The sequence below is a fragment of the Bradyrhizobium sp. Leo114 genome (assembly GCF_055229415.2).
Genome location: NZ_JBUYEN020000061.1, coordinates 1 through 23,136 on the forward strand (window position 1 = coordinate 1; position 23,136 = coordinate 23,136).

Sequence of the window (23,136 nt, forward strand, 5' to 3'; positions counted from 1 at the left end):
CAGGCTCGCGCTCAACATCCTTCGGTCTTGTCCTGGTCCCACCTCCATACGTCGAAAAATCAAGCGCGCCGGCTGGGACGACAGCTTCCTCCTCACCTTGCTCGGCCATATGCGATAGCCCTGCGCTCGCGGGAGAGAGGAGTACGGCAATCTTCAATGCGCGCCGGCGGCGGCGCCGCCCTTCGGCTTGCCGGTCAAGAGAATCGCGATGCCGGCGAGCACGAGCACGAAGCCCAGCACGGCGAATGTATCGCTGTATCCCATCACCAGCGCCTGGCGTTTCACGGCGTTGCCGAGCGCGATGATCGCCTGGTGCCTTGCGGCTGCCGGATCGGCCATGCCGTGGGCCATGAAGTAGTTCGTCATCTCGGCGAGGCGCTGACGCACCTCCTCGCGCGCGAGGTCGACCGACTGACCGATGATGTTGGAATGGAATTGCTCGCGCTTGGTGGCGATGGTCGCAAGCAGCGCGGTGCCGATCGCGCCGCCGAGATTGCGCATCATGTTGGAAATGCCAGAGGCTGCCGCCGCGTCCTGCGGCGCGACGCTGCCGAGGCTCACGGCGCTGAGCGGCGCCAGCATCAAGGCCTGGCCGATAGCGCGGATGATGTTGGGGACGAAGAGCTGGTCGCCGGCATAGTTGAGCGACATCTGCGTGTTCATAAAGCAGCTTGCCGCGAACAGCGCCATTCCTACGGCCGCGATATAGCGGGCATCGAAGCGCTGCATCAGTTTTGGCACCAGCGGGATCAGGATGAGCTGCGGCAGGCCGGTCCACGCCAGCACCTGGCCGATCTGCTCGGCGTTGTAGAGTTGCACCTGGCCGAGATAGGCCGGCAAGAGATAGACCGAGCCGAACAGCGCAAAGCCGACGAACACGGCCGAAATCGTGCCGAAGCCGAAACTGCGCTGGGCGAGCAGCCGCAGCCGGATCAGCGGCTTCTCCACGACGAGTTCGATGATCACGAACAGCGACAGGCTGACCGCGGCGACAATGGCAAGCTTCACGATGAAGGGCGAGCCGAACCAATCGTCCTTGTTGCCTTCCTCCAGCACGGTCTGCAGCGCCGAGAGGCCGATCGCCATGGTCGCGATCCCGAGCCAGTCGCCCTCGCGCAAGAGGCCGAGCTGCATCGGCTGCCGCTCCAGCGTCAAATAGAGCATGGTCACCATGACCGCCGTCGGTACCACGTTGACGAAGAAGATGGTCTGCCAGCCATAGTTCTCGGTGAGATAGCCGCCGATGGTCGGGCCGATCGCCGGCGCAAAGGTGACGGCGATCGAGAACATCGCAAGGCCGATCGGCTGCTGCGCCTTGGGCAGCTTGGTGAACACCAGCGTGAACGCCATCGGGATCAGGACGCCGCCGAAAAAGCCTTGCAGCGCGCGCATCGCGATCATCGATGGCAGGTCATGGGTGAAGGCGCAGGCGACGGAGAAGATGGCAAACAGCGTGGCGTGGCCGATCATGATGTTGCGGAACGAGAACACGCGGCTGAGATAGTCGGTGAGCGGAATCACCACGATCTCGCCGATCAGGTATGACGTCGAGATCCAGGAACCGTTGTCGACGCCGGTGCCGATGCCGCCCTCGATGTTGAGCAGCGAGGCGTTGGTGATCTGGATATTGAGGATCGCCATGAAGGCGCCGATCATCGCCGCGAGTATGGAGATCCACACCGTGGCGCTGGCCCGGTTCGGGTCGACAGCCGCACGCGGCAGGGGGGCTGTGGCCGATAATGTGAGGTCCGACATGACGTCACCTCTGGGCAATCGAAGTCGTTGGCTTCGGCGTTGCGACTGGCTGCTGCAAGGCGTCGCTGTGCGACTGTGTATCGATCGTCGGGATCACCGACGTGCCGGGGCGCAATTCGACGGGCGTGGAGTCGAGCAGGATTTTCACGGGGATGCGCTGCACCACCTTGGTGAAATTGCCGGTGGCGTTGTCCGGCGGCAGCAGTGCGAACTCCTGGCCGCTGGCCGGCGCGAGTGAATCGACGTGGCCGTGCACGACCTGGCCCGGGAACATGTCGACGGAAATGTCCGCCTTCTGTCCCTTGCGGACGTCGGTGAGCTGGGTCTCCTTGAAGTTCGCCACCACATAGGCGCCGGTCGCCGGCACCAGCGACATCAATTGCGTGCCGGCCTGCACGAACTGACCGACGCGCAGCGTGCGGTTGCCGACCACGCCGTCGATCGGCGCTGTGATCGTGGTGTAGCCGAGGTTCAGCTCGGCCTGTTGTTCGATGGCCTCGGCGCGCGCGGTCGCCGCCACCGCCTGCGTGATCTCCGCCTTCAGCAGTTCGACCTGCTTTCGCGCCGAAGCGAGGTTGGCGATGTCGCGCTGGACGGCGGCTTGCGCGCTGGCGTGGCGCGATTGCGCCTGTTGCGCGTTCTGCACGCTGCCATAGCCTGTGGTGGCGAGGTCGGTGTAGCGCTTGTTCTCCTGCGCGGCGAAGGTCTGCGTCGCGGTGTCGACGTCGAGCGTCGCCTTCGCGGCCTCGATCACCGCCTGCTGGACGTCGAGCTGCGCATGCTTGCTGGCAACGGCGGCCCGGGCGGCTTCGACATCGGCTTTGGCTTGGTTCAGCGCCACCTTGAAATCACGCTCGTCGATCCGCGCCAGCACCTGGCCGGCCTTCACGCGCTCATTGTCGCCGACCAGCACCGCGCTGAGATAGCCCGACACCTTCGGCGCGATCGTGGTGTTGTCGGCTTTGACATAGGCGTCATCGGTGGAGACGAGGAAGCGGCCGACGGTCCAGTAGTCCCAGCCGTACCAGGCGGCGCCCGACAGCGCGGCGACGGCGATGCCCGCGAAAGCGATTCGCCGCAGCCTGCCCTTGATCGATGCCGTGGCAACCGGGGCGGGGACGATCGGCTCCGGCGTCGGCGTGAGCCGCTGCACTTCGGCGGCCGAGAGCGGGCGTTCGACCTCTAGCGTCGGGGAATGCTGGTTCATGACGGCCCTCATGACTTTCTATCCCCTTGCCAACACTGGATAATTTCCAGGTCACGGACATCGGGCAATTAGGAAACTTGATGTTTTCCAAAATAGGCGCCATATTGGGTCTGTCAATGGAATGACAGGCGTCATCTTAAAGCATGGCTCAATGGCATGACGGTCACGACAAGACGGGGCAGAGCGGACAAAGGCGGCGCGGCACCCGAGCGTCGCAGCCGGGGCAGGCCGCCGCTGCGTTCCGATGACGAGACGCGGATGGTGATCTTTGATGCCGCGCGGCGGGAATTCGCCGCCAGCGGCTTCGCGGCGACCAGCATGGATGACGTGGCGCGCCGCGCCGGCGTTTCGACGAAGACGCTCTACCGGCTCGTTTCCGGCAAGCAGGCCCTGTTTGAGGGGATGGTCGCGGACCGGATGGACCGGTTCATTTCGGGCGTGCGGCTGCGCGCCTGCGACGGCAGCAACATCAAAGGTGCGTTACGCGAGGCCTGTCTTGCCTGCGCCGAACTGATCCTGGATGGCGAGGTGATCGCGCTGCAGCGGCTGATCCTCGCCGACAGCGATAAATTCCCCGATATAGCGGAGAGCTTCTACAAGAGTGCGATGCGGCGAACGGTGACCACGCTGGCAAACTGGTTGCGAACGCAACAGGAGCGCGGCCTGATCGCGCTTCGGGAGATCGATCCGGAGGCGGCGGCCGGCATGCTGCTTGGCATGGTCGTCTTCGCGCCGCAGCGTGCTGTATTGTTCGGCCGTGAAGCACCGCCCGACCGTGCCGAACTCGAGCGCCGCGCTGAGGCCTGCGCGACTTTGTTCCTCGAAGGCTGTGCCGTCCAGCGCTGACACGCCTGTCCTGTGGAGACCTGTCCCAATCGGGTCCATAAATGGAACTTTGTGCCGAGTTCCCAGTTTGTCAAAGCTGGGGACGGGCATCTTGTCACGGCACGGACATGGCTCGCAAAAATTTGGTTCGGACGTCAATCCTGACAATTCTCCTCGTCGTTCCAGCGGGAGCCTCGATGGCCCGCGATGACGGGCGCTATTCCAACTCGCCACTCAAACCCTGGTTCGATAGCCTGAAGAGCAAACTCGGGCCTTGCTGCTCGGACGCCGACGGCGTCGCGGTGGCCGATCCGGATTGGGAGTCCAAGGATGGGCATTACCGGGTCCGTCTGGAGGGACAATGGATCATGGTGCCGGATGAGGCCGTGATCACCGAGCCGAACCGCGCTGGCCGGACCATGGTCTGGCCGATGAAGGGCACCACGGGAATCACGATCCGCTGCTTCATGCCGGGAAGCATGACGTAGAGGTCTTGCGCGCGTAGCCCCGGGTGGAGCGAACGCGTAACTCGGGACGCCTGCATCGGCATCGTAGAGCGGCCCCGGGTTACGCTTGCGCTCCACCCGGGGCTACGCGCGCAAACGCCGCTAAAACGACTCCGCCCAGGGGCGCAGGTCGAGCTCAAGGGTCCAGGCGCTGCGGTGCTGATGGTGCAGCACCCAATAGGCCTCGGCGATGGCGGCGATGTTGAGCAGGCCGTCCGGCCCGCGCTCCTCCTTCAATTGCGGTCGCAGGCTTATGAGCCGATCGCCCTCAATGCCGCCGTCGATCACGACATGGCCGACATGGATGCCCTGGGATCCGAATTCCCGCGCGATGCTCTGCGCCATCGCGCGCAGCGCGGCCTTGGCGGCGGCAAAGGGGGCGAAATGGGCCTTGCCGCGAAGCGAGCCGCTCGCTCCCGTAAACACCAGCGTGCCGCCGCCACGCGATAGCAGCGCGGGGATTGCCGCCTGCGCCAGGTGAAAACCGCCGAGCGCATGCTCGCGCCAATGTGACTCGAACTGCTCTTCGCTTATCTTCAGGAAGGGCGCCCACCGGTTCGAGCCGGCATTGTGCACCGCCATCGCAAGTGGCGCGAGCTTTTGCGCCGCCGCCACGAAGCGGGCGACATCGGCGGGCTTGGAGACATCGCCGACGACATGGGCGATCTTGGCGCCGGCGGCAGCAAGCTCCGCGGCGGTTGCCGCGAGCTTTTCGGCATTGCGGCCTGCGATTGCGACCGGGTACTCGCCCGCCGCGAACCGGCGAGCGATCGCCGCGCCCACCCCCTGGGACGCGCCGACGCCCGCGATCAGCACGCTGCCCTGCGGCGCCGTCGGTTCGAGAATGGATGGGCTGGCCATGATATGTTCCCCTGGCTTTGAATGACGGGCATAATACAAGAGAGTTTGATATAGGCGGACGTCCGGTCGATGCGAAGTCCCACCGCCGATCATCTTTTTGGCATGCGCTTGGGCTGATTGCCCGTCATTGCGAGGAGCGAAGCGACGAAGCAATCCATGCCGCAACAAGCGGAGAGGTGGATTGCTTCGTTCGCTCGCAATGACGGGGAGCTCGGAGCCGCGCTCTACGCGTCCTCAGGCTTCTGCGGATTTCCGAGCCGTGCGAACAGGACGGCGAGGATACATCCAGCGACGATGCCGAAGGTGAGATCCTTGAATATCGTCAGTGCGAAGGTCGGCACCAGCACCACGCCGCTGCGCCAGTCCTTCACCAGGCGGACGAACTCCTCCTTCTCCGCCATGTACCAGCACACCACGACCAGCACGCCGGCAAGGGCCGCGAGCGGGATGTAGCGCGCCAGGGGGGCCGCCACGAGCATGAACAGCAGCAGATAGACGGAATGCAGCATGCCTGAGAGCGGGCTGCGGCCGCCGGCGCGGATATTGGTTGCCGTGCGCGCGATGGTGCCGGTGACGCTGATGCCGCCGAACAAGGCGGAGGCGATGTTGGCAATGCCTTGTGCGACCAGCTCCATGTTGGAACGGTGCCTGCGACCGGTCATGCTGTCGGCGACTTTTGCCGACAGCAGGCTCTCGACGCCGCCGAGCAGCGTGAACGAGAACGCCGCCGGCAAAACCTTCAGCAGAAGGTCGTAGGAGATATCAGGCACCTGCGGCGCCGGCAGGCTATGCGGGATTTCACCGAAACGGGTGCCGATGGTCTCGACCGGCAGTTGCAGCACCAGCGCCACGACCGAGGCGATCGCAATGGCGATCAGCATTCCCGGCCAGGTCGGCCGCCACTGCCGCACCGCGAAGATGATCGCCGCCGTCCCGGCACCAATGCCGAGTGCGGCCCAATTCAGGGTCGGAAGCGCACGGCCAAGCACAATCAGCTTTACGAGCAGGGGCCCCGGCTCGGGACCGGCAAGCGTCAGGCCGAACAGGTCCGTGATCTGGCTCGCAAAAATGGTCACCGCGATTCCGCAGGTGAAGCCGACGGTCACGGGATGCGGCATGTAACGGATCAGCGAGCCGAGACCGGTCGCGCCGACCAGGGTCAGCATCACGCCGGACACCAGCACGGTCAGCAACAGGCCGTTGACGCCGAGCTGAGCGACGGTCGCCGCCACCAGCACGATGAAGGCGCCTGCCGGTCCGCCGATCTGAAATCGGCTTCCGCCGAGCGCCGAGACCAGAAAACCGCCGACGATGGCGGTGAAAAGCCCCCGTTCCGGGGTCATGCCGGAGGCCACCGCGATCGCCATCGAGAGCGGCAGCGCGACCACGGCCACGGTGAGACCCGCAACGGCATCCTGGCGGAGTTTGTCGAGGCTGTAGCCCTCGCCCAGGGCGGTCATGAGCTTGGGGCGATAGAGATGGGCCGTCGAAGAACCGTCGGGCATGATGTCAACCAGGAGAAATGCGAGTTTCTTGAATGCAAACTAGCCGAATCGAGCAGGGCAAGAAAATGCGCTCGATCAACAATCCTGCCCGGACAAATACGGGGTTGACCGCAGAATCCCGTCCAGAGCGTTTTCGAGCGAAGTGGATACCGGTTCGCGCGAAGAAAACGCGTCAAAACAAGAATCTAGAGCTTCGGTTTTGATTCGATCAGAGCCGAAACTTTAGGGTGCAATCCTCCGGTATGCGACCGCAGCGCGCCGCAGCAGCCGCTGTTTTTCCTTCTTGTCCAGCAGCTCGAGCGGTTTCCGCTGGCGGCCCGCAGGGCGCGTCCCGACGCGCTGTTGCAGGCCTGCCACAAGCGCCCGCGCAGCCTCGGCGTCGTGCAGTTCGCCGAGAATCTGCTGCGCCTTGCGTAGCTGCTTCACGATCGCGCGCCACCGGGCGAAGTCCTTCTTTGCCAGCACGTCTTCGGAGAACTCGATCGCATAGCGCAGCCGTTTGCTGGCCAGGCGAACGCGGTGCTGCTTGCGCCCGCTCATTCCCTGCAGGCCGCGGCTCTTCTTGACGAGCTTTTCATGCCAGCCGGCGAGCCGGCGCGCATGGTACTCGGAGGCCCGCGATGCGCGGAGCCGCACCAGGCGGTGCACGCTCATATGAGACCATGGGCCATGGTTGACCCAATCGACCATATCCTTGAACCAGCGGCGATAGCGATCTGATGCCAGCGCCCGTCTCAACTGGCGCTGGCTCTCGGCCCGGGCTGTCCTGAACAGCCGTTCGCGGGGAGCGTTCCCGATCGCGACATCAAGGTCGCGCGTGGCGCCAAGATATCCGTTAAGCCATTTCAATTCGGACTTCAGGCGCGGCCATTCGGAATCCTGCACCATGGGCTCAAAGAAAGCGATCGCCGCGCGAAAACGGGTCAGCGCCACACGCGTCTGATGCACGGCGACGGCGTCGCCGTTACGGGCGCCGCGATGATGAGCCTTGACGTCTTCGAGGCAGGCGGAGCCCACGAGACGAAACACGGTGGCGCAGGGCATCTCTCCGCTCAGCCGTGCACGGGTCCGCTTGGGGCGGAAAATGCGCTCATTCGCGGACCTTTTCGATCGCTTCATAAGTGGCTCACGTCCCGGATGAGGACCCGCGAATCCTCGTCCGGCGGTTCCTGCCTCGATCAAATGGTTTTTGACGGCAGGCTGTCAAATAGACATTGCGCCAGATCAAGCAGCAATGCGTCGCACCCGCGGACACGATGGTGCGGCAACAGCCTGCATCACGTTGGCGCGAGACAACAGAACCGTGGCGACTTCATCCAAGTCGTCATGTTTGTGCGAGAAGGGCTAGAACTGAATCACTATTTCTCGATCCAGGCGTCGCGGAAGCCGTCATTGACGCCGATCGCTGTCGTGATGAGGTTCTTCACCTTGCAGCGCGTGATGGTCGGAAACTGCAATTCCAGCATCCAGGCAACCGGCACATCCTCAACCAGGATCTTCTGCGCTTTCTCGTAGATTTCCTTGCGCTTGGAGTCGGGTGTTGCGACCGCACCTTCAGCGAACAGCCTGTCGATCTCGGGGTTCGAATATCCCTCGACATTGTTGAACATCTGGCCCTTGGCGATGGCGCTGGAGACGTAGTTGCGGCCGACGCCCAGCGCTGGATCGCCGTACTGATAGAGGTAGGTGAAGGCGATATCGTAATCCCAATCGCTGATCTTCTGGTTGCCGCCGGGCACGTCGGTCGCGATCATCTCGATGTTCATGCCGACGTCCTGCAGGTTCTGCTTCACGGCTTCGCCCCAGCGCTGCCAGGTCTCGCCATAGGCAAGCGGCAGCAGGCGGACCTTCTCGCCATTGTAGCCGGCTTCCTTGAGCAGCGCCTTGGCCTTGGCGGGGTTGAAGTCATATTTCGGAACGTCGTCGGTGTAGAACTTGACGGCCGAGGATGACGGGCCGGTTGCGACCTTGCCGAGCCCGTTCCAGATCACGTCCTTGGCGAAGTTGCGGTCGATCGCATACAGGATCGCCTGACGCACCTTCTTGTTCGCGGTCGGACCCTGGCGGTTATTGAGCCACAGCCAGGCGAGAGGGCTGAAGAACTCCCAGCCGGCGCCGGTCACGCAGGTGTTCTTGAGCTTCGACAGGCGCGGCACGTCGAAATTCTCCACGGAGCCGCCGGGCAACACGTCGACCTTTCCGGTCTCATACGCCACCGAACGCGCCGCGGCGTCGGGAATGATTTGCCAATAGATCTCATCGAGATAGGGCTTGCCCTTCTCGTGGTAATTTGGGTTCTTCACGAGGTGAATGAACGAGCCCTTCTTCCATTCCTTGAACATGAAGGGACCGGTGCCAACAGGCGCATTGTTGTAAGCGTTGGTCTTGAAGTCGGTGCCCGCATAGAGATGCTTCGGGATCATTGGCATCGAGCCGACCTCGAAAATGCCGAGGAACGGTCCGAACGGTTCCTTGAGCGTGAACACCACGGTGAGGTCGTCGGGCGCCTCGACCTTCTCCACCTGCAACAAATTGTTGCGGGCGCGCGCATGGGTCTGTTTCAACATGTCGATCGAGAACAGCACGTCGGCCGAGGTGAACGGCTTGCCGTCATGCCAGGTCACATCAGGCTTGAGCTTGAAGGTGTAGACCTTGGCGTCCGGGCTGACCGTCCAGCTTTCCGCGAGGCCGGGCAGCGGCTCCAGCTTCGGGCTGTAGCGCAATAACCCCTCGAAGATATTGCCTGACACCATCTGGGTCGGGCCGTTCTGGATCATCGCCAGCATCAGGCCGGGCGGCTCGGGCTGGATCACGGTGTTGATCACGCCTCCCATCTTCGGCGATTCCTGCGCCATCGCGGTGCCGACGCTTGCGGTGGTAAGGAGGAAGGCAAACAACAGCCGTTTGAACATGACCTGACTTTCTTGGAACGAGCTCTGCTCGCATCGGAACAGCCGCAAATTCGCTTCCGAACAGCGGCTGTCCCGGGGAGGCTCACATAACCGCGATTGTCGCGGCAAGATGAAAGTCTCGACATCGTCAGCCCAAAAAATATACAGGGATTGGCGCGCTTTCCCGCGAGGTCAGACATGAGCACGGACACCCACATCATCGCTAGCGACGCGATTACCGCGACGATCAAGGCCGCCGGCGCCGAGCTTTGTTCGCTGAAGAGTGCGGACGGGCTCGAGCTGTTGTGGCAGGCCGGGCCGGAATGGCCGCGACATGCGCCGCTGTTGTTTCCCATTGTCGGGCGGCTGAAGAACGACGAGCTGTGCCACCGGGGAAAGACCTACCCGATGACGCAACACGGTTTTGCGCGCGATCAGCGGTTTGAATGGGTCTCGCGCGAGGACGCGTCCTGCAAGCTGGTGCTCGTGGACAATGATGCGACCCGCGCCGGCTATCCCTTCGCCTTCCGCCTGGAGGTGACGTACGCGGCACGGGGCGCCGATCTGGAGGTGACGTTCGAGATCGCCAACCCCGGTGATGAGACGCTGCCCGCGTCGCTCGGCGGACACCCCGCGTTCGGCTGGCCGCTGCTTCCGGGCCTTGCGAAGCAAGCCTACACGCTGACCTTCCCGGATGACGAGCCCGCGCCGATCCGCCGGCTCGAGGGCGGTCTGATGCGGCCGGACGCGCAGCCATCCCCGGTCAAAGGCGGAACGCTCGCACTGTCCGAGCGGCTGTTCGACGATGACGCTGTGATCCTCGACCAGCTCGCCAGCACCTCGGTGCGCTATGCCGCCGATCGTGGGCCGTCGATCGAAGTTGCGTGGGACGGCTTCCGCGAACTCGGCATCTGGTCAAAGCCCGGCGGCGTGCCGTTCCTGTGCATCGAGCCGTGGCACGGCTATGCCAGCCCGGTGGATTTTGACGGTGAGTTCACAGGCAAGCCCGGCCTGATGCAGATCGCGCCCGGTGCGAGCCGATCGCTGAGCTATCGCATCCGTCTCGCTGGGCCGCGTACCCATAAACCCTCGGCGTGACGCGGACGAAGGCTAGGTCCGCGAGGCGCGGAGACTTATCCTATGCGACCCCACCGCGCGTCGTCCGCCGACGCCCGCCCGCGGACGTGTCGGCGCCCGCCAGCCTGCTGCGGACCAATCGCGTCGAAGGCCGCTTTCTGTTCGTCGGTCAGCGATCCATAGAAGTCATCCATCGCCTTGCGCACGGTCTTCACCGCCTGCAGCATCGTGTCGAGCCGCTGGCCGACGCCTATGAGGCGTGCCGGCGGCGTCAGCGCGTCCTCCGGCCGGATCTGACACGATGCCTTCAGCGTGTCCGCGGCCTGGGCAGCGGCGCCCTGAAGCGCGTCAAGATATCGGCGCTGCTGGTCGGTCGGCCTGACCGATTGCTCGATTGTGGCGGTCGGCCACTCGCTCAGCGTCGGTTGCGTCACATCGCAGGCTGGTCCAGCCGGGCCGGCTCTCCCCGCGGTCCGGCCCGGACGCTGGCGCGTAATGGAAAGTGCGTTGATCTGCGCCTTCTGCTCATCGCTCAGGAGGCCGTAGAACTTATCGAGCGGCCCTTGCACCGTCTGCACCGCGACGATCATCGCCTCGATGCGCTGCTGCATCGCCGCAAGCCGGCTTGGGGCCGTCAGCGCAACGTCGGTGGGGCAGGAGGCCTTGAGGCCTGCAGCGGCCTTTTCCGAAGCGTTGGCGAGTTCGTCGAGCGCGGCGCGCTGTGCCTCGTTCGGCTGGATTGCATTCTGGAATGCCTCGATCGGCAGCCCAGCGATCACGCGGCTATCGTCGCCGCACATTTGCGCGAGATTGGTCCGGCCGTTCGACGGAGCATAGGCATAGGTGTCGAGGTTGCCTCCGCGCCGGCTGGCATGGCCCGGCAGGTAGCCCGCATAGCCCATCAGGTCGTCGTAGCCGTAAAGGCCGAAGATGCCGGCATAGAGGTCCGGGTAGCCATAGCCCCAGAACGCATCATCATAGGGATAGCCCCAGAAAGCGTAATCATAAATGTCATAGAAAGCGAACGGCCAGAACAAGGGGCCGACCCACCCAAAACCGCCATTGCGGTGGCGCCACCACGACCAGTTGCCACCATGCCACGCCGCCGTGGCCACGCTCGCGGTGATGAACGCGCGGGTGCGCGGATCGCGCAGCGCGCCGGTGTTATTCAGCGCCCGGTTGATCGGGCGCGCGTTCAGTGAACGCCGCACGGCGTTAGCGTTCCGCCCGATGTTGACGGGCCTCGCCCTTAGCGCCGAGGCGCCGACCGCTGCGGTTCTGCTGTGCGGCGCGAACGATCGCTGGCTGAACGAACGGCCGCCATGGAAGCTCGGCCGCGCAAACGAACGGCCTATCCGCGGGGCAAAATGAGGTCTTGCGGCGAATGCACGGCCGCCACCGAAGTGCCTTCCGCCGGTGTGGAAGCCGCCACCACGAAAGCCTCCCCCATGGAAGCCTCCCCCATGGAAGCCGCCGCCACGAAAGCCGCCACCGCCGTGAAAGCCTCCACCGCCGTGAAAGCCACCGCCGCCGCCGTGGCCACCACCGCCTCTGGCATATGCCGCGACCGACAGGACCATCGCGCAAGCCAGCACGGCAGCGCATGCGGTGAACTTTGACCTGAATTTCGACATGGAAGTCGTCATGACCTTCCTCCCACGCAACCAAGGTCCGCTCATCGGCTCCCAACTGGTTCTATCAGCGATGCGACCGAACTGCGAAACTCCTTGATTGCGACATTGAGCGGAAAAGCGGGCCACCAACGACTGCAGCCCCTTTTTGGCCTTCGGGTAAAAATCACCACCAATGGCGATGATGCCGCCAGCCATGGTGGCGGCCCCGATACCAACCGTAGTGGTGGCCGCGACCGCCGTGATGGCCCCACCCATGCCCATGCCCATGCCCATGTCCATGGCCGCCTCTGACCTGAATCACTGCCCCATCGGCGCCGCCCAGCGTATAAGGCGTTGCCGCGGGCATAGCCGACCCCGGCGTCGTTGGCGCGAGCCCAAAGGCACAGCAGGCAAGTCCGATCATCAGAAGCCGCTTCATTTGGTGCCTCGTCCGTCGTGGCAAAATGCTCCTGCGGATTATCAGCTCCGTTTTGCAATGTTGACTGAACGGTGCATTCATAGACCCTTCAGAATTGTTGCGACCGATTTGTAGAACTCGGCGGCTTCATGGGAACTTTGGCCGGCGAGCGCGGCCGCCAGAAGGAGAGTGCGCAATGCTGAAACACTTGCTCATTGAGGTCATTGGTCACGCTTCCGGTCTCAGCGATGCGCAGCTTGAGCAAATTGAACAGTCATTGCCAGCGACCAGGGCGCTGATCGATCTTTTCAACAAGGCACATCCGATCATCGAACAGGCACAAGCGCTCTATAATGAAGCGCAGCCGCTGATCGATGAAGCCAGGACCGAGTGGCAAGCGGTCGGCCCTGCAGCGCAAATATTGATTGAGGTGATCTCACATCATCTCAACAAAGGCAGTTCGCCGGCGCAGGCCGCTGAGGTGGTGCGCGCGGCGCTCGGCGGGTCAATGAAGAGCGTCGCACAGGATCGTGGGATGGGCCAGGCCATGAACCGCGTGACCGTGTTCGGGGGGACGGGCTTTGTTGGTCGTCGCGTCGTGCGCCATTTGAGCGACTCCACCGTTACAGTGCGCATAGCCTCACGGCATCCTGCGCGGACCGAAGGTGACAACGTGGAGCAGATCGTCGCCGATGCACATGACGAGCGCTCCATAGAGGCTGCAATTGCGGGTGCCGACGGCGTCATCAACGCGATCAGCCTGTACCTCGAGCATGGGGGCGACACATATCATTCGGTGCACGTCGAAGCGGCCGCCAGGATCGCTAATGCGGCACGGCGGGCCGGGACCAAACGGTTTGTGCACCTATCGGGAATAGGCGCTGACGCCGCCTCGCGCTCGCCCTATATTCGCAGTCGCGGTGAGGGTGAGGCGGCCGTGCAAGCCGCATTCCCTGGCGCAGTCGTTATCCGCCCGGCGGTCATGTTCGCACCGGACGACACCTTTCTCACCACAATTCTTGGGCTGCTTCGGACGTTGCCGGCTTATCCGCTATTCGGCGACGGCAGGACGAGGCTTCAGCCGGTGCACGTGGACGACGTCGCCGCGGCGATCGCACAAGTCCTGCGGCAACCACAAAGACCGTATCCTATCTACGAACTGGCCGGTCCGCGCATTTACTCGTACGAGGAGCTCTTGCGGACCATTGCGCGCACCGCAGGATTGCGACCGGCGCTGGTGCGGATACCCTTTGGTTTCTGGCATGGCGTCGCCGGCCTCGCTGAAATCCTGCCGCACCCGCCGCTCACGCGCAATCAGGTTGAGCTCATGCAGATCGACACGACAGCTTCGGGCAGCCGGCCAGGATTTGCCGCGCTCGGAATTTCGCCGCGATCGCTCGAAGAACAGCTCAAAGCGATGCTCAAGCCTACAAACGAGGAAATTCAAAACGCAAAAGAGGATCGTACCAGGTAGAGGCTAAGGGGACTTCGCTACGATCTCGATCTTGCCGTCGCAGTACCTGGTTGGCTGCCGTTCATGAGTCTACGCCCTAGTTGAACGCCATGCCGCCGCTCATGGCGACGGTCTGGCCGGTCATGTAGGCGTTGCCGATCAGCATCATCACGGCCTGCGCGACTTCGTCGGCGGTGCCGAAGCGGCCGAGCGGAATCCGGGCGACCAGATTTGGCTGGCCCTTCATCATGTCGGTCTCGATCAGCGAGGGCGCAACCGCGTTGACGGTGATGCCTTCCTTGACAAGGCGTGCGGCATAGCCGCGCGTCAATCCCTCGACGCCGGCCTTCGATGCATTGTAGTGCGGCCCGATCGCGCCGGCCCCGCGTGCCGCTCCCGAGGAGATGTTGACGATGCGGCCCCATTGCCTGGCGCGCATCGCCGGCAGCACCGCCTGCGTGCACAGGAACACCGATTTCAGGTTCACCGCGATGGTGGAATCGAAATCGGCTTCGGTGAGATCGTCGACCCCGCGCGTGATCGCGATGCCGGCATTGTTGACGAGGATGTCGATCGGGCCGAGCTCGGCGCTGGCACGCTGCACCAGCTCCGCAACCGCCGGCCCTTGCGAAACATCCGCGCCGATCGCGATCGCCTTTCCGCCCGCGGCCGTGATCTCCTTTGCCAGCGCATCCGCTTCGCCCGCGCGCTCGCGATAGTTGATCGCCACGGCCGCGCCTTGCTCTGCCAGCGCGCGCACGATCGCGGCACCGATGCCGCGCGAACCTCCGGTCACGAGTGCCACATGCCCGCGCAATGTCGCTGTCGTCATCATTCTCTCCCGTCTGAAGGTTGCGAGGTCATGTTACACGAAAAGGCCGACCGCGATGTCCGCGGCCGGCCTTTGTTGCGTTCAGCCTCGATCGGCTCAGCGGCCGGCGGGTGCCGACCAGCCACCAGTGAAGACGCTCGGCGGGTAGTCGTACATCTCAGGGGACGGAGCAGGCCAGGCCGCATAGGAATTGCAGGGACACGGCTGCTGGCGCACCACGACGCGGTCCGATTTGTAGTGGTGAGGACGCTGCGCTGCCGCAGCGAACTGGACGGATGACGCAATAATCAAAACTGACCCAAAGATGGTGAGGAATGTCTTCATGTGGTTCTCCCGGCTTTATCACGCTTCGTCTGCGAGGCCTGTGCGGCTCGCACCTCAGCGGTGAAGATGGAGATAGCGATGTGCGCTGACGGTTAGTACGGTTGCGCCCATCACGAAGCGGCGAGCAAATTTCTTGGTCACGGCTAAATATTCAGCAGGTATTACAGGCGGTTCGCGCTATCATGGAGTGACCGGTGCCGGTCCGGTTCAATAAGGCAAAGGATTCCCAACGAGTGAGGCCGATGAAGAAGTTTTTACCAGTGTTGCTGTTGGTCGCCGCGCCAGTCTCCTCGCTGGCCGTGGCGCAGACCCAACTGGTGCCGAAGGAGACCAAAGGTGCGACAAAAGGCGCGGTCGCGCGGGCGGACGATTGCGCTCCGATCGGCCGCACTGCGAAAGGCGAACTGGTCTACTCCTTGAAATGCGAGAACCTGCCGGCGCCGCCTGCACCGCCGCCGCAGGCCGAGGCCAAGGAGGCGCCGCCGCCCGAGCCTGAGACGCAGCGCAGCGGCCTGTTCGGCTGGTCGTACGATCGGAGAAACTAGGCCAACGCTGCCTCTGGAATGGTCCTTGCTTCCGATGCCGCGCTGCAATGCGGTAGCGAGAGGCGGTTCCCAGCTACACAACAGCAGAGATTCAAGAGAAGAGATCAATGAGCAAACTGATTGTCTATGCCGGCGACTTCAAATTCGACGCGCGCTTTGAGGAGGCGCTGGCGCCGAAGACGGTTGCAGCGTTTCGCAAGGCGATGCCGTTCGAGAGCCAGGCGATCCATGTCCGCTGGAGCGGCGAGGGGGTCTGGATGCCGCTCGGCGATCTCGACTTTGGCGTCTCCTATGAGAACCACACCAGCTATCCGGCGCCCGGCCAGATCATCCTCTATCCCGGCGGCATCAGCGAAACCGAGATCCTGCTCGCCTATGGCGGCGTGCATTTCGCAAGCAAGATGGGTCAGCTCGCCGGCAACCATTTCATCACGCTGACGTCGGGGCTCGAGAACCTCGTCACCTTCGGCAAGACCGTGCTCTGGAAGGGCGCGCAGAAGATTCGTTTCGAGGAAGTTTAGTGACCGAAGCATATCCGCGCGATCTTCGCGGCTATGGCCGCAACCCGCCCGATCCGAAATGGCCGGGCAATGCCCGCATCGCCGTGCAGTTCGTGGTGAATTTCGAGGAGGGCGGCGAGAACAACATCCTGCATGGCGACAGCGCCTCGGAAGCGTTCCTGTCGGATGTGCTCGGCGCGCAGCCCTGGCCGGGCCAGCGCCATGCCAACATCGAATCGATGTTCGAATATGGCTCGCGCGCCGGGTTCTGGCGGCTCTGGCGTATGTTCGGCGAACGCAAATTGCCGACCACCGTGTTCGGCGTCGCGATGGCATTGAAGCGCAATCCCGAGATCGTTTCCGCGATGAAGGAGGCGGGCTGGGACATCGCGAGCCACAGCCTCAGGTGGGTCGAGCACAAGGACATGTCGGAGAGCGAGGAGCGCGCCGAGATCGCGGAAGCGATCCGCGTGCACACCGAGGCGACGGGCGCGCGGCCGCTCGGCTGGTACACCGGGCGGTCCTCGATCAATACGCTCCGGCTCTTGATGGAGGCGGGCGGCCTCGCTTACCTCTGCGATTCCTATGCCGACGATCTCCCTTACTGGATCAAGGCGGCGGGCCTGGAGCCGCATCTGGTGATCCCGTACACCCTCGATGCCAACGACATGCGCTTCGTCAACCCGCAGGGCTTTGGCGGCGGCGATCAGTTCTTCACCTATCTGAAGGACAGTTTTGATGTGCTCTATGCCGAAGGTGAGACGTCGCCGAAGATGATGTCAATCGGCCTGCATTGCCGCCTGGTCGGCCGCCCCGGCCGCGCCGCGGCCTTGATGCGCTTCCTCGATTATATTGGCAAGCACGACCGCGTCTGGGTGCCGACCCGGCTGCAGATCGCTGAGCATTGGTACGCCCATCATAAGCAGTTCGCCGAACATGCCTTCAGCATCGGATAGGCGGATGTCGATCACAATCGCCGATCTCAACAACAAGAGCCGCGACGAATTTGTCGCAGCGCTTGCCAACATCTTCGAGCATTCGCCGTGGATCGCCGAAGAAGTGGCGTTGCTGCGGCCGTTCGCCGGCATCAACGTGTTGTTCACGGCGATGAAGGCCGCGGTCGAGCGCGCACCGGCTGAGCTACGGCTCGCGCTGATCAAGGCGCATCCCGATCTCGCCGACAAGACCCAGCGCGCCGCGGGCCTCACCGCCGAATCCGATGCAGAGCAGAACAGCGCCGGCCTCGACCGGTTGTCGGATGCCGAATACGATGCGTTCGAGCGCGTCAACAACGCGTATCGCGCGAAGTTCGGATTCCCCTACATCGTCTCTGTCCGCCGCCACACCAAGGATTCGATCCTGCGCGATTTCGAGCGGCGGCTGCCGAACGACGTGCCGGCCGAGATGCAGCGATCGATCGAGGAGATCTGCCGCATCGCCGCGCTGCGGCTAGATCAACTTGTGATGGCCGAGGATCGCCTCGCCGTACACGGCCGCCTGTCCACGCATGTGCTGGACACCCATAGCGGCAAGCCCGCCGCCGGCATCGCGGTCGAATTGATCGAGCTGTCCGATCTCGGCTCAAGCCGCGTGGTGACGCGCGCGGTCACCAACGTTGACGGCCGCACCGATCAGCCGCTGATCGGCGGCCGTCCGATCCCGATCGGCAAGTATGAGCTCCTGTTCAGCGTCGCCGACTATTTCGCCGGCCGGCAAGTGCCGCTCTCCGATCCACCCTTCCTCGACCGCATCCCGCTGCGCTTTGCCGTGAGCGAACCCGAGGGCCATCTCCACGTGCCGCTCCTGGTCACGCCCTGGAGCTATGCGACGTATCGCGGCAGTTGACGCGCACTCGCCTGCCGCTCCTCATGGTGAGGAGCCGCGCTCTTCGCGGCGTCTCGAACCATGAGGCCCCCGCTGTACCCGCGGCCATCCTTCGAGACGACCGCTTTGCGGTCTCCTCAGGATGAGGACCTGTGTGTGTGACGACGGATACCCGACGCCGCTGCTGAAAGCCGCAGCAACAATGGCGAAGATTGTGGCAGGGGTGGCAGGTCACACCAACTCACTTTGCCGTGCCTGCAGCTTGCCCGCTGGCACAAACGTTGCTCATTATCGATCTGACAGGGCGATCGCGCCCGCAAAACTTACCGGTGGAGGCTTTCACGTGCCGCTGATCAACAACCGCTACGGCAAGGGCCGCGTGCGCGTGATGCGCATTCATTGCGATGGCGACAGGCACGAGGTCAGCCAGCTCAACATCAAGGCGATGCTCGAAGGCGATTTCGCCCGCACCTATACGCACGCGGACAATACCAACACAGTGTCGACCGACACCATCAAGAACGTCGTCAACGTCATCGCCCGCGAGAATACCGGGCTCTCCGCGGAAGAATTCTGCCAGATTTTGGCGCAGAAATATTTCGACACCTATCCGCAGGTGTCGTCGGTATCCATCACCTCGCACGAGACCAGGTGGAACAGGCTGAGCTTCGGCGGCAAGCCGCATCCGCACAGTTTCGTGCTCGACGGCAACGGCAAGCCGACCGTCGAACTCACCGCGACGCGCGGCGGACCGATGGCGCTCGCCTCTGGTATCGACGGCTTCGCCTTCATGAAGTCGACCCAGTCCGGCTGGGAGAACTACGTCAAGGACCCCTACACCACGCTTGCCGAGACCCACGACCGCATCTGCGCGACCAGCATGGTGGCGTCGTGGAAATGGTCGGGCAAACCCGTGAGCTATCCGGCGACGAATGCGAAGATCCTCGATGTGCTTCTTGAGCTGTTCTCGACCACCTATAGCTGGAGCGTGCAGGACAGCCTCTACCGGATGGGCGAGGCCGCACTCGCATCGGTGCCGGAGATTTCCGAGATCAGCATGGCCTGTCCGAACATGCATTTCATCCCGATGAATCTCTCCGCGTTCGGGCTCGACAACAACAACCAGGTGTTCCTCCCGACCGATGAGCCGCACGGCCAGATCGAGTGCACAGTAGGGCGGGGGTAGGGGTTCTCTCCCGTAGGGTGGGCAAAGCGACTCACTTGCCGCGACCCGTCCACGAGCGACGGCGTAAGCGTGCCCACCATCGCGAGCGGTGCGCGTGATGGTGGGCACGCTACGCTTTGCCACCCTACGCGGCGCCATACTTCTCATGCAGCGCCGGAAACAAACGGTCCGGCTTGAAGGGCGCGCTGGTGAAGCGGATGCCGGTGGCGTTGGCGATGGCGTTGCCGAGTGCGGCGGCGACGGGGTTGTATGGACTCTCGCTCATCGACTTCGCGCCCATCGGCCCAACCGCATCCGACGTCTCCGCAAAGAATACTTCCGTGCGCGGCACGTCGGCATAAGAGGGCAAATGATAGTCGCGGAACCTCGGATTGATCACCCGTCCGCCGTCGTCGATCACGAGCTCTTCGTAAAGTGTGGCGCCCAGCGCTTGCGCGACGCCGCCTTCGATCTGGCCGCGGCATTGCATGGGGTTGGCGACGCGGCCGGCGTCGGCCGCCTGCACGCTCTTCAAGATCCTGACTTCGCCGGTGCCCTTGTTCACGGCGACGCGAAAGCCCTGCACGTTGAAGGCGACCGAGCGCGGCGTGCCATGCGCGCTGCCGCTGGCTTCGAGCAGGTTGCCGCGCGCCTTCGCCGCTTTCGCCAGCTCGGCGAAGGACAGCCGCCGCTTGCCGCAGACAACAGTTTCATTGTCCAGCAAGCATGACTCGGCATCCGCTTCGCTCATCTCCGCCGCGAACGCCTTGATCGCGGCCGCGAGATTTTCGGCTGCATGCTGCGTCGCGCGTCCGGCCACAAAAATGCCGGCGCTGCCATAGGCGCCGGTGTCGTGGCCGCCATGCGCGGTGTCGGATTGCTTCAGGACGATGCGATCGACCGTCGTCGCCAGCGCGCTCGCCGCGATCTGGCGATGCACCGTGCTGGTGCCGTTGCCGAACTCGGCGGTGCCGACCGTCAGCTCGAAGCCACCATCCTCGCGCAGCGCGATTTTGGAATCGGAGAGGTGTCCGGCCGGCGGGACGGTGTCGATCATCGTCAGGGCCATGCCGTCGCCGACCAGCCACTCCGCCGACAATCCATATCGCGACGTGTCCTCGGCCATCGCGCGCTCGACCAGATCGAGGCACTGATCGAGCCCGTAGGAGCCATAGAGCACGTCGTGATATTCGGACGGCGGCGGCGACAGCATGGGATCGCCGGGCTTGACGACGTTGCGGCGGCGGAAGTCGAACGGATTGATGCCGAGCTGTTTTGCCAATTCGTCGATCGCCGCTTCCACGGCGAACAGGCTTTGCGGCAGGCCGTAGCCGCGAAAGGCGCCGGCCGGCAGCGTGTTGGTGTAGGCGACGGCGGCGTCGACCTTCTTGTTCGGGCAGTTGTAGACGCTGATGCATTCGGCGACCGCATGGAACAGCACCGGCCCTGCATGGTTACCGTAGGCGCCGGTGTTGGAGAGCACATCGAGCTGCAGCGCGGTCAGCTTGCCGTCCTTGTCGGCGCCGGCCTTGACCGTGACGCGCATCGGATGCCGCGTCGAAGTGCCGATGAACTGCTCCTCGCGGGTGAATTCCAGCTTGACCGGGCGTCCGGTCTTGAGCGCGGCGAGCGCAAGAATGTCCTCGACGAACATCTCCTGCTTGCCGCCGAAGCCGCCGCCGACGCGTTCGCAGAACACCCTGATCTTATCGGGCGGCAGAGCGAAGATCTGCGACAGCCCGCGCCGTGTCAGGAACGGCACCTGCGTGCTGGAGCGGACATTGAGGATGCCCTCAGTGTCGATCCAGGCGAGCCCGCCATGGGTCTCCAGCGCGGCATGCTGGACGCGCTGGGTCGTGAACGTCCCCTCATAGGTGACGGCGGCCTCGGCGAGGCCCTTCGCAACGTCGCCATACTCGCCATGCGTCTCCGCGACGAGGTTGCACGTGGGGTTGGTGATGCGATGTTCGACCGTCTTGTCGCCATGAAGGACCGGGGCGCCCGGTGCGATCGCCTCCGCGAGGTCAAACACCGCGGGCAGCAGTTCGTAGTCAACCTTGAGGCAGCGGCAGCCTTCTTCCGCGGCGGCCTCGGTCTCCGCCACGACAGCGGCGACCTTCTGGCCGATGAAGCGGACGACGTCGTCGAGGACGCGGGTGTCCTCGGGGTCCATCCAGTCCTTCTCATGCCGCGCGGTCGAGAACAGAAGCTTTGGCGCGTCCTCATGGGTCAGCACGGCGTGCACGCCGGGCACCGCGAGCGCCGCGCTCTTGTCGATCGAAACGATCTTCGCGTGCGGATGCGGCGAGCGCAGCAGCTTGACGTGCAGCAGGCCTTCCAACTTGGTATCGAACGTGTAGCGCGCCGCTCCGCGCACCACGAGCGGTCCGGCCGGCGCCGGCAGGCTGCGGCCGAAGGCGGTGCCCGCCTCAGCGTCCTCGACATTGCACCTACCGTCGAGCGCGTCCTTGATCGAGCGATAGCCGGTGCAGCGGCAGATATTGCCCTTCAGCGAGGCGCCGAGGTCCTGCCGCTGTGCCTGGTTCAGCGATGCACAGGTCAGGATCATGCCAGCGGTGCAGAAGCCGCACTGGAATCCCTGGGCGTCGAGGAAGGCCTGCTGCAGCGGATGGGTGCCGCCGTCAGGCGCAAATCCCTCGATGGTGGTGACCGCATGCCCTTCGGCACGGAACGCGGGGATCAGGCAGCTATGCACCGGCTCGCCGTCGAGCAGCACGGTGCAGGCGCCGCAATCGCCGGCGTCGCAGCCTTTCTTGACGCCGAAATGCCCGAGGTCGCGCAGGAAGGTGCGCAGGCATTGTCCGACCCGCGGCGTTTCCGAGAATGTCTTGCCGTTGATGTCGAAGGTCATAGCTGCGCCCTGAGTTCAGCGCGGATCTCTTCCGCGAGCCGCAGCGTCATGTGCTTGCGCCAGATCGGTTTGCCGTGGATGTCGGTGTGATACAGATTGTCCGGGATGCGCTGCAGGATCGTCTCGCGCAATTCCTCCTGCTCCGGGATGGTGACAAAGGAAAGCCTGATCGGCCGTATCGTCGAGGCGGTCACAGTCAGCGCAAAGCCATCCTCGCTGTCGATGCTTCCGATCAGGAGCGCCGCCGAGCGGCCGACCGGCGTCAGTGAGATCTGGCGAAACGCCGACCGTCGCCGCAGCGCTGCGAGCGGAATATCGATCTGCCGCAGCAGGTCGCCGGGCCGCAGCAGGTTCTGCTGATTGCCGGTGACGAACTCCATGACGGGAGTCTTCCGCTCGCCGCCATCGGCCTGCCAGATCGTGGCGATGCCGTCGAGCGCCGACGTCAGCGAGATCATCGGGCCCGCCGGCAGCGACATGCAGATATTGCCGCCGACGGTCGCGGTCTTCCAGATCTTGAAGGAGGCGAGGAACGAGCGGCAGCACTGGTTGATCAGCGGTGCGGCGATCCAGTCCGGCGGGCCGGCAAAGCCGTCGAGCTGCGCCACGGTGCAGGTGGCGGCGATGGTGAAGTCGCTGTTGCCGATCGTCAGCGCCGGCCATTTCAGGTCGGTGAGATCGATCAGCCGCCTCAAGTGCGCCTGCGGCTCCGAGAACAGCCACGTGCCGCCCGCCAGCCAAGCATCGCCTGCTGTCCAAACAGGCAGTTGCGCCCGGGATTTCGGATGGGCGACTTCCGTAATCGTGTTCAAGTCCATCGATACGCCGACGCTTTCAACAGGATGCATCCTAGCTTAAGAGTCTTGCTCACTTAAGAAGCCTTGCAAGACCGGCGCCAATCGTTGGCCACAATTGGGACGGTCCTTGCATTGAAGCCAAATGCCGGTGCTTCTCGATAGATGG

General features: G+C 63.8%; 21 protein-coding genes and 1 pseudogene. 11 read left to right on the forward strand and 11 right to left on the reverse strand.

Annotated elements, in window-relative coordinates:
* Positions 1–118 (forward strand): annotated as a pseudogene (locus ACZIRK_RS39320) (ISAs1 family transposase); the annotation flags it as partial.
* A 35-nt stretch (positions 119–153) separates the two neighbouring features.
* Here the strand turns inward: ACZIRK_RS39320 and ACZIRK_RS39325 are convergent.
* Together ACZIRK_RS39325 and ACZIRK_RS39330 are read right to left on the reverse strand one after the other, a co-directional pair.
* Positions 154–1,755, reverse strand: a complete 1,602-nt coding sequence (locus ACZIRK_RS39325) for a DHA2 family efflux MFS transporter permease subunit (protein ID WP_474419349.1) — start codon at positions 1,753–1,755, stop codon at positions 154–156.
* A gap of 4 nt (positions 1,756–1,759) precedes the next feature.
* Positions 1,760–2,962, reverse strand: a complete 1,203-nt coding sequence (locus tag ACZIRK_RS39330) for an HlyD family secretion protein (RefSeq protein WP_474419350.1) — start codon at positions 2,960–2,962, stop codon at positions 1,760–1,762.
* Positions 2,963–3,220: 258 nt separating this feature from the next.
* Between ACZIRK_RS39330 and ACZIRK_RS39335 the strand changes: the two genes are divergently transcribed.
* Positions 3,221–3,808, forward strand: a complete 588-nt coding sequence (locus ACZIRK_RS39335; protein ID WP_245474629.1) for a TetR/AcrR family transcriptional regulator — start codon at positions 3,221–3,223, stop codon at positions 3,806–3,808.
* A 107-nt stretch (positions 3,809–3,915) separates the two neighbouring features.
* Complete coding sequence (locus ACZIRK_RS39340) at positions 3,916–4,275, forward strand: hypothetical protein (protein ID WP_028165689.1); 360 nt, start codon at positions 3,916–3,918, stop codon at positions 4,273–4,275.
* A gap of 120 nt (positions 4,276–4,395) precedes the next feature.
* On the opposite strand, the gene ACZIRK_RS39345 is transcribed toward ACZIRK_RS39340, so the two are convergent.
* From ACZIRK_RS39345 to ACZIRK_RS39360, 4 genes are all read right to left on the reverse strand, one after another.
* Entirely contained in the window at positions 4,396–5,154 is a 759-nt protein-coding gene (locus tag ACZIRK_RS39345; RefSeq protein ID WP_474419351.1) for an SDR family NAD(P)-dependent oxidoreductase, read from the reverse strand.
* 224 nt (positions 5,155–5,378) lie between these two features.
* A complete protein-coding gene (locus ACZIRK_RS39350) occupies positions 5,379–6,659 on the reverse strand; it encodes a SulP family inorganic anion transporter (RefSeq protein WP_474419352.1) in 1,281 nt (426 codons plus the stop codon).
* Between the two features lie 222 nt (positions 6,660–6,881).
* On the reverse strand, positions 6,882–7,703 hold the full coding sequence (locus ACZIRK_RS39355; protein ID WP_474419353.1) for a CHAD domain-containing protein: 822 nt from the start codon (positions 7,701–7,703) through the stop codon (positions 6,882–6,884).
* Between the two features lie 314 nt (positions 7,704–8,017).
* The gene (locus ACZIRK_RS39360) at positions 8,018–9,571 is read right to left on the reverse strand and encodes an ABC transporter substrate-binding protein (RefSeq protein ID WP_456643951.1); all 1,554 of its coding nucleotides are present in this window, start codon (positions 9,569–9,571) and stop codon (positions 8,018–8,020) included.
* Between the two features lie 177 nt (positions 9,572–9,748).
* On the opposite strand from ACZIRK_RS39360, the gene ACZIRK_RS39365 reads away from it, so the two are divergent.
* Positions 9,749–10,648: an aldose 1-epimerase family protein gene (locus ACZIRK_RS39365; protein ID WP_474419354.1), complete on the forward strand. Its 900-nt coding sequence runs from the start codon at positions 9,749–9,751 to the stop codon at positions 10,646–10,648.
* 35 nt (positions 10,649–10,683) lie between these two features.
* On the opposite strand, the gene ACZIRK_RS39370 is transcribed toward ACZIRK_RS39365, so the two are convergent.
* The gene (locus tag ACZIRK_RS39370) at positions 10,684–12,273 is read right to left on the reverse strand and encodes a Spy/CpxP family protein refolding chaperone (RefSeq protein WP_474419355.1); all 1,590 of its coding nucleotides are present in this window, start codon (positions 12,271–12,273) and stop codon (positions 10,684–10,686) included.
* A gap of 81 nt (positions 12,274–12,354) precedes the next feature.
* On the opposite strand from ACZIRK_RS39370, the gene ACZIRK_RS39375 reads away from it, so the two are divergent.
* Together ACZIRK_RS39375 and ACZIRK_RS39380 are read left to right on the forward strand one after the other, a co-directional pair.
* Positions 12,355–12,552 carry a hypothetical protein gene (locus ACZIRK_RS39375; RefSeq protein ID WP_474419356.1) on the forward strand — a complete coding sequence of 66 codons (198 nt, stop codon included), beginning with the start codon at positions 12,355–12,357 and terminating at the stop codon, positions 12,550–12,552.
* A gap of 302 nt (positions 12,553–12,854) precedes the next feature.
* Positions 12,855–14,132 carry a complex I NDUFA9 subunit family protein gene (locus ACZIRK_RS39380; protein WP_474419357.1) on the forward strand — a complete coding sequence of 426 codons (1,278 nt, stop codon included), beginning with the start codon at positions 12,855–12,857 and terminating at the stop codon, positions 14,130–14,132.
* A 76-nt stretch (positions 14,133–14,208) separates the two neighbouring features.
* Here the strand turns inward: ACZIRK_RS39380 and ACZIRK_RS39385 are convergent, their stop codons facing one another.
* Both ACZIRK_RS39385 and ACZIRK_RS39390 read right to left on the reverse strand, forming a co-directional pair.
* Positions 14,209–14,943 carry an SDR family NAD(P)-dependent oxidoreductase gene (locus tag ACZIRK_RS39385; RefSeq protein WP_474419358.1) on the reverse strand — a complete coding sequence of 245 codons (735 nt, stop codon included), beginning with the start codon at positions 14,941–14,943 and terminating at the stop codon, positions 14,209–14,211.
* 96 nt (positions 14,944–15,039) lie between these two features.
* Positions 15,040–15,267, reverse strand: coding sequence for a hypothetical protein (locus ACZIRK_RS39390; RefSeq protein ID WP_456643957.1), 228 nt, complete (start codon positions 15,265–15,267; stop codon positions 15,040–15,042).
* 242 nt (positions 15,268–15,509) lie between these two features.
* Between ACZIRK_RS39390 and ACZIRK_RS39395 the strand changes: the two genes are divergently transcribed.
* The 5 genes from ACZIRK_RS39395 to pucL all read left to right on the forward strand — a co-directional run bounded on the left by ACZIRK_RS39395 (position 15,510) and on the right by pucL (position 19,322).
* On the forward strand, positions 15,510–15,812 hold the full coding sequence (locus ACZIRK_RS39395; protein WP_130230108.1) for a hypothetical protein: 303 nt from the start codon (positions 15,510–15,512) through the stop codon (positions 15,810–15,812).
* 107 nt (positions 15,813–15,919) lie between these two features.
* Positions 15,920–16,333 (forward strand): DUF3830 family protein, encoded by a 414-nt coding sequence (locus ACZIRK_RS39400; protein ID WP_474419359.1) that lies wholly within the window; start codon positions 15,920–15,922, stop codon positions 16,331–16,333.
* Positions 16,333–17,268 (forward strand): allantoinase PuuE, encoded by a 936-nt coding sequence (gene puuE, locus ACZIRK_RS39405; protein WP_474419360.1) that lies wholly within the window; start codon positions 16,333–16,335, stop codon positions 17,266–17,268. Before ACZIRK_RS39400 ends, puuE begins: the two co-directional genes overlap by 1 nt.
* Positions 17,269–17,272: 4 nt before the next feature.
* The gene (gene uraD / locus ACZIRK_RS39410; RefSeq protein WP_474419361.1) at positions 17,273–18,157 is read left to right on the forward strand and encodes a 2-oxo-4-hydroxy-4-carboxy-5-ureidoimidazoline decarboxylase; all 885 of its coding nucleotides are present in this window, start codon (positions 17,273–17,275) and stop codon (positions 18,155–18,157) included.
* A 322-nt stretch (positions 18,158–18,479) separates the two neighbouring features.
* The gene (pucL, locus tag ACZIRK_RS39415) at positions 18,480–19,322 is read left to right on the forward strand and encodes a factor-independent urate hydroxylase (RefSeq protein ID WP_474419362.1); all 843 of its coding nucleotides are present in this window, start codon (positions 18,480–18,482) and stop codon (positions 19,320–19,322) included.
* A gap of 124 nt (positions 19,323–19,446) precedes the next feature.
* Here the strand turns inward: pucL and ACZIRK_RS39420 are convergent, their stop codons facing one another.
* Positions 19,447–22,173 (reverse strand): molybdopterin-dependent oxidoreductase, encoded by a 2,727-nt coding sequence (locus ACZIRK_RS39420; RefSeq protein ID WP_474419363.1) that lies wholly within the window; start codon positions 22,171–22,173, stop codon positions 19,447–19,449.
* Entirely contained in the window at positions 22,170–22,991 is an 822-nt protein-coding gene (locus ACZIRK_RS39425; RefSeq protein ID WP_474419364.1) for an FAD binding domain-containing protein, read from the reverse strand. Before ACZIRK_RS39425 ends, ACZIRK_RS39420 begins: the two co-directional genes overlap by 4 nt.
* Positions 22,992–23,136: the final 145 nt, after the last annotated feature.

What these genes read in the sequence shown, in the direction of transcription:
- ACZIRK_RS39380 (WP_474419357.1), top strand. Translation starts at nt 12,855, where the DNA reads ATGCTGAAACACTTGCTCATTGAGGTCATTGGTCACGCTTCCGGTCTC.
- ACZIRK_RS39425 (WP_474419364.1), bottom strand. Translation starts at nt 22,991, where the DNA reads ATGGACTTGAACACGATTACGGAAGTCGCCCATCCGAAATCCCGGGCG.
- ACZIRK_RS39395 (WP_130230108.1), top strand. Translation starts at nt 15,510, where the DNA reads ATGAAGAAGTTTTTACCAGTGTTGCTGTTGGTCGCCGCGCCAGTCTCC.
- ACZIRK_RS39325 (WP_474419349.1), bottom strand. Translation starts at nt 1,755, where the DNA reads ATGTCGGACCTCACATTATCGGCCACAGCCCCCCTGCCGCGTGCGGCT.
- ACZIRK_RS39360 (WP_456643951.1), bottom strand. Translation starts at nt 9,571, where the DNA reads ATGTTCAAACGGCTGTTGTTTGCCTTCCTCCTTACCACCGCAAGCGTC.
- ACZIRK_RS39400 (WP_474419359.1), top strand. Translation starts at nt 15,920, where the DNA reads ATGAGCAAACTGATTGTCTATGCCGGCGACTTCAAATTCGACGCGCGC.
- ACZIRK_RS39340 (WP_028165689.1), top strand. Translation starts at nt 3,916, where the DNA reads ATGGCTCGCAAAAATTTGGTTCGGACGTCAATCCTGACAATTCTCCTC.
- ACZIRK_RS39335 (WP_245474629.1), top strand. Translation starts at nt 3,221, where the DNA reads ATGGTGATCTTTGATGCCGCGCGGCGGGAATTCGCCGCCAGCGGCTTC.
- ACZIRK_RS39345 (WP_474419351.1), bottom strand. Translation starts at nt 5,154, where the DNA reads ATGGCCAGCCCATCCATTCTCGAACCGACGGCGCCGCAGGGCAGCGTG.
- ACZIRK_RS39365 (WP_474419354.1), top strand. Translation starts at nt 9,749, where the DNA reads ATGAGCACGGACACCCACATCATCGCTAGCGACGCGATTACCGCGACG.
- ACZIRK_RS39350 (WP_474419352.1), bottom strand. Translation starts at nt 6,659, where the DNA reads ATGCCCGACGGTTCTTCGACGGCCCATCTCTATCGCCCCAAGCTCATG.
- uraD (WP_474419361.1), top strand. Translation starts at nt 17,273, where the DNA reads ATGTCGATCACAATCGCCGATCTCAACAACAAGAGCCGCGACGAATTT.
- ACZIRK_RS39330 (WP_474419350.1), bottom strand. Translation starts at nt 2,962, where the DNA reads ATGAACCAGCATTCCCCGACGCTAGAGGTCGAACGCCCGCTCTCGGCC.
- ACZIRK_RS39370 (WP_474419355.1), bottom strand. Translation starts at nt 12,273, where the DNA reads ATGACGACTTCCATGTCGAAATTCAGGTCAAAGTTCACCGCATGCGCT.
- ACZIRK_RS39355 (WP_474419353.1), bottom strand. Translation starts at nt 7,703, where the DNA reads ATGCCCTGCGCCACCGTGTTTCGTCTCGTGGGCTCCGCCTGCCTCGAA.
- ACZIRK_RS39390 (WP_456643957.1), bottom strand. Translation starts at nt 15,267, where the DNA reads ATGAAGACATTCCTCACCATCTTTGGGTCAGTTTTGATTATTGCGTCA.
- ACZIRK_RS39420 (WP_474419363.1), bottom strand. Translation starts at nt 22,173, where the DNA reads ATGACCTTCGACATCAACGGCAAGACATTCTCGGAAACGCCGCGGGTC.
- ACZIRK_RS39385 (WP_474419358.1), bottom strand. Translation starts at nt 14,943, where the DNA reads ATGACGACAGCGACATTGCGCGGGCATGTGGCACTCGTGACCGGAGGT.